This is a genomic window from Paenibacillus xylanivorans (assembly GCF_001280595.1).
Taxonomy (GTDB): domain Bacteria; phylum Bacillota; class Bacilli; order Paenibacillales; family Paenibacillaceae; genus Paenibacillus; species Paenibacillus xylanivorans.
Genome location: NZ_LITU01000069.1, coordinates 21646 through 22530 on the forward strand (window position 1 = coordinate 21646; position 885 = coordinate 22530).

1 protein-coding gene is annotated in these 885 nt (G+C 46.8%); it reads left to right on the forward strand.

Features of this window, described 5'->3' with window-relative positions:
* Nucleotides 1-138: 138 nt before the first annotated feature.
* Nucleotides 139-885: GNAT family N-acetyltransferase (locus AMS66_RS19815; RefSeq protein WP_053782452.1), on the forward strand; the 747-nt coding region annotated here is incomplete at its 3' end.

Here is an 885-nt window from a genome sequence, read left to right on the forward strand (position 1 = left end):
GGCAAGGGGTTGAAGAAAGGCTGCAAATGAGATTATTGATAATGTACAGATGAAAGAATTAGAATTATCCAGATATTAATTGTATTTTTCTTGCATTCTCTAGTATATCTATTACAAATGTCTAAGGAAGTGAACATAATGACAAATCAACCAAATCAAGTAAGAAGTACGCCTTTATTTTCACAAACGATAACTGACTTTTGGCGGGCGCAATTTTTGAACGGAGACGTCCTCTATAGCGATGAAGTCTTTACTGTCGCCATCAACCCAGACCTGGACGAAGATAGTCGGGTCATGGTGCTGGAAACCACCGACGGCCGGGTTATGGCGGTCCTGACGCCTGCGATGGCCGATAAGGTAGGCCCTTATCAAAGACAAGACCTGTCTGAGGAGATCTTTCGCCGGAAATTGAATGAAGCGGGAGTCACTCTGCATGGCGCAGATTATCTTTTTTATTTTTCAGAAACCGATAAGAACGTATTGCTGCAGGAAAATCTGGAAGGTGACTTACGCCGGTTAACAGAGCAAGATGATGCTGTTTTCTATGAGTTCGAGTCCTCCGCCTCGGAACAAGACTTGGATGACGCTTATGTGGAATTAGATCACTGGGCGGTGTTCGGCTCTTTTGAGCAAAACCGCCTGGTCAGTGCCGCCAGTATGTATCCTTGGGAGGACAATGCGCAAATTGCGGATCTCGGCGTACTGACTCTGACGCCCTTTAGAGGAAAAGGTCATGCCCGCAAAGTGGTGCGTTCAATCTGCAAGTATGCCTATGATCAGGGATACGAACCCCAGTACCGATGCCAACTCGATAACCATACTTCTACGTCGCTGGCTAAAGCGGCGGGTTTGACCCCGTATGGGAAGTGGGACGTGATTTCTCCC